Raw genomic sequence first — 4,009 nt, forward strand, 5'->3', positions numbered from 1 at the left:
CCCGCGCGCGGCTCAGCGTCAGTCCAGCCATGTCATCTCTCCTTGTCTCGTCCACTCCGGGGGCCACGCTGCAACTGCGCCCCCGCGTTCCATCGGCGGTACCCCGGAACAGCCGGACCGCCGCGCTCTTCATCTTGCCCGGCAAACTCCGGGGGTGAATGCGGCGCAGCCGCAGAGGGGGCAGAGCCCCCACCCGCGCCTGCCGCAAGGCAGGCGCCGGGCGACGCGGGCGCAGCCCGCGGCGCAATCCCTCAACCGGCCCTCAACCGGCCCTCGACCGGCCTGCAGCCAGCCCTCAGCCGGCCTTCAGCTCCAGCCGGCGACGGTGCAGGACCGGCTCGGTGTAACCCGACGGTTGCACCCGTCCCTCGAACACCAGATCGCAGGCCGCCTTGAAGGCCACGCCGTCATAGCCCGGCGCCATCGGCACGTAGGCCGCGTCGCCCGCGTTCTGACGGTCCACCACCTCGGCCATGCGCTTCATCACCGACATCACCTCGTCCTGCGAGACCACGCCGTGGTGCAGCCAGTTGGCGAGGTGCTGCGACGAGATCCGGCAGGTGAGGATGCCCTGCGCATTGTTCTCGATCTCCTCGCGGATCTCGTCCTCGGACCAGTTCGCGCCCTGCGCCACCGGGATGGTCAGCAGATCCTCGAGCGTGCCGCGCGGACCGCCCTCGGCGATCTCGGCCTGGCGCGCCAGCACGTCCACCGCGTGGTAGTGCAGCGCGTGCAGCGTGGCCGCGGTCGGCGACGGCACCCAGGCGCAGTTGGCACCGGCCTTCGGATGACCGATCTTGGCCTTCAGCATGTCCGCCATCAGGTCCGGCATCGCCCACATGCCCTTGCCGATCTGCGCCTTGCCGCGCAGGCCGCAGGCGAGGCCGATGTCGACGTTGCGGTCCTCGTAGGAGGCGATCCAGGCGGTGTTCTTGATGTCGCCCTTGCGCAGCATCGCGCCCGCTTCCATCGAGGTGTGCATCTCGTCGCCGGTGCGGTCGAGGAAGCCGGTGTTGATGAAGGCCACCCGGTGCTTCGCGGCACGGATGCATTCCTTGAGGTTCACGCTGGTGCGGCGCTCCTCATCCATGATGCCGAGCTTCACCGTGTATTGCGGCAGCCCCAGCGCCTCTTCGACGAAGCTGAAGATGGCGTCGGCGAAGCCCACTTCCTCTGGGCCGTGCATCTTGGGCTTCACCACGTAGACCGAGCCCTCGACCGAGTTGCGAGCCCCGTCCGACTTCGCAAGGTCGTGCTTGGCGATGAGCGTGGTGACCATCGCGTCCATCAGCCCCTCGAAGATCTCCGAGCCGTCCTCGAGCAGGATCGCGGGGTTGGTCATCAGGTGGCCGACGTTGCGCACCAGCATCATCGAGCGGCCCTTGAGCACCAGCTCCGAGCCGTCCGGCGCGGTGTAGACGCGGTCGGCGTGCAGGCTGCGGGTGACGGTCTTGCCGCCCTTCTCGAAACTGTCCTCGAGATCGCCCTTCATCAGGCCGAGCCAGTTGCCATAGGCCAGCGCCTTGTCCTCGGCATCGACGCAGGCGACCGAATCCTCGCAATCCATGATGGCCGAGACCGCGGCTTCCATCAGCACGTCTGCAAGCCCGGCCGGATCGGTCTTGCCGATGAAGTGGTCGCGGTCGATGACCAGCTCGACGTGCAGGCCGTTGTTGCGCAGCAGGATCGCCTCGGGCGCCTCGGCCGAGCCGCGGTAGCCGGCGAATTGCGACGGGCTCAGCAGCGGCTTGCCGGCGACGCGCAGGGTCCCGCCCTCGACCGTGTAGCCGTCGGCGCCGGCATGGCTGCCGCCGTTGACCGGGAAGGTCTCGTCGAGGAAGGCCTTGGCCCTGGCGACGACCTCGCCGGCGCGGCCCATGTCGAAGCCGCCCTTCGGCGGCAGCGAGCCCATGGCGTCGGTGCCGTAGAAGGCGTCGTAGAGCGAGCCCCAGCGCGCGTTGGCCGCGTTCAGCGCGTAGCGGGCATTAATGATCGGCACCACCAGCTGCGGGCCGGGCACGGCGGCGAACTCGGGATCGGTGTTCCGGGTCTCGATGACGAAATCATCGCCCTCGGGGACGATGTATCCGATCTCCTCGAGGAAGGCGCGGTAGGCGGCGGCGTCATGCGGCTCGCCCTTGCGCTCGAGATGCCAGGCGTCGATCTGCGACTGGATGCGGTCGCGCGTCTCGAGCAGCGCCGCGTTGCGCGGGCCGAACTCGTGCGCGAGCTGTGACAGCTTCTCCCAGAAGGTCTCGGGCGTCACGCCACTGCCGGGGAGCGCCTTTTCCTCGATGAAATCGAACAGGACGGGGTCAATCTGAAGACCGTTTCGGGTGATGCGGTCGCTCATGGCGGGCCTCCCTCTGGGTATTGGAGCGGAATCGAAGTTTCCTGACCTGTAGGCATGTTTCCGATCGGAAACAAGTGCGGTCAGGATAATTGACCAATTCCGCCAGCAGACCCGCAGCCCGGACCGGGACTCTGCCGCTTCAGGCTGCGTCGCGATCCGCCTGCTGCCGCGCCCAGAGCTGCGCGTAGCGCCCCTCGCGCGCCAGCAGCGCCTCGTGAGTGCCCTCCTCGACGACCAGCCCCTTCTCGAGCACCACGATGCGGTCCGCATCGGCAATGGTCGAGAGCCGGTGCGCGATCGTGATCACCGTGCGGCCCTCGCCCGCGCGCTTCAGCGCGGTCTGGATCTCGGCCTCGGTCTCGGTGTCGAGCGCCGAGGTCGCCTCGTCGAGCAGCAGGATCGGAGGGTTCTTGAGCAGGGTCCGGGCGATGCCCACGCGCTGCTTCTCGCCGCCCGAGAGCTTCAGCCCGCGCTCCCCCACCTGGGTGTCGTAGCCCTCGGGCAGGCTCCGGATGAAGTCGTGGATCTGCGCGGCCCGCGCGGCGGCCACGATCTCGTCCTCGGTGGCGCCGTCGCGGCCGTAGCCGATGTTGTAGCGGATGGTGTCGTTGAACAGCACCGTGTCCTGCGGCACCACGCCGATGGCCGCGTGCAGGCTCTCCTGCGTGACCTCGCGCAGATCCTGCCCGTCGATGCGGATCGCGCCGCCCTGCACATCGTAGAAGCGGAAGAGCAGGCGCCCGATGGTCGACTTGCCCGAGCCCGACGGCCCCACGAGTGCCACGTTCTGGCCCGCCCCGACGGTCAGCGACACGCCCTTGAGGATCGGCCGCGCATCCTCGTAGCCGAAGCGCACATCGTCGAACTGCACCACCCCGCCCCGGACCGCGATGGCGGGCGCGCCGGAACGGTCGGTCACCTCCTCGGGCTGGTCGAGCAGGTCGAACATCTGGCCCATGTCGACGAGGCTCTGCCGGATCTCGCGGTAGACCGTGCCGAGGAAGTTCAGCGGCATGGTGATCTGGATCATGTAGGCGTTGACCATGACGAAATCGCCCACGGTGAGATCGCCCCGCTGCACGCCCAGCGCCGCCATGACCATGACGATCACGAGCCCGGCGGTGATCAGGAGAGACTGGCCGAAGTTGAGGAAGGCGAGCGAGGTCGTGGTCTTCACCGCCGCCGCCTCGTAGCCGCGCATGGCGGCGTCGTAGCGGCTGGCCTCGCGGTCCTCGGCGCCGAAATACTTGACGGTCTCGAAGTTCAGCAGGCTGTCGATGGCCTTCTGGTTGGCGTCGGTGTCCTGCTCGTTCATCGTCCGGCGCAGCCGCACGCGCCATTCGGTGACCTTGAAGGTGAACCAGACATAGAGCGCGATGGTCAGCACCACGACCGCGAGGTAGGAGACGTCGAAGAGCACGTAGAGCACGCCCGCGATCAGCGCGAGCTCGACGATCAGCGGGCCCACGCTGAACAGCAGGAAGCGCAGCAGGAACTCGACGCCCTTGACGCCGCGCTCGATGATCCGCGACAGCCCGCCGGTCTTGCGGGTGATGTGGTAGCGCAGGCTGAGCCGGTGGATGTGGGTGAAGGTCTCGAGCGCCAGACGCCGCAGGGCGCGCTGGCCGACGCGGGCGAAGACGGCATCGCGGAGTT

General features: G+C 68.3%; 2 protein-coding genes. Both read right to left on the reverse strand.

From position 1 onward, the window contains the following. Positions 1 to 295 precede the first annotated feature (295 nt). Entirely contained in the window at positions 296 to 2,353 is a 2,058-nt protein-coding gene (locus HC022_RS20625; protein WP_167453668.1) for a malate synthase G, read from the reverse strand. A 139-nt stretch (positions 2,354 to 2,492) separates the two neighbouring features. Further along, positions 2,493 to 4,009 (reverse strand): ABC transporter ATP-binding protein/permease (locus tag HC022_RS20630; protein WP_167453669.1); only part of this gene is annotated, 1,517 nt, incomplete at its 5' end.

This window comes from Salipiger sp. HF18, assembly GCF_011806505.1.
Taxonomy (GTDB): domain Bacteria; phylum Pseudomonadota; class Alphaproteobacteria; order Rhodobacterales; family Rhodobacteraceae; genus Salipiger; species Salipiger thiooxidans.

Excerpts from the sequence above, each read along its gene's own strand:
- HC022_RS20625 (WP_167453668.1), bottom strand. The coding sequence starts at position 2,353 with ATGAGCGACCGCATCACCCGAAACGGTCTTCAGATTGACCCCGTCCTG.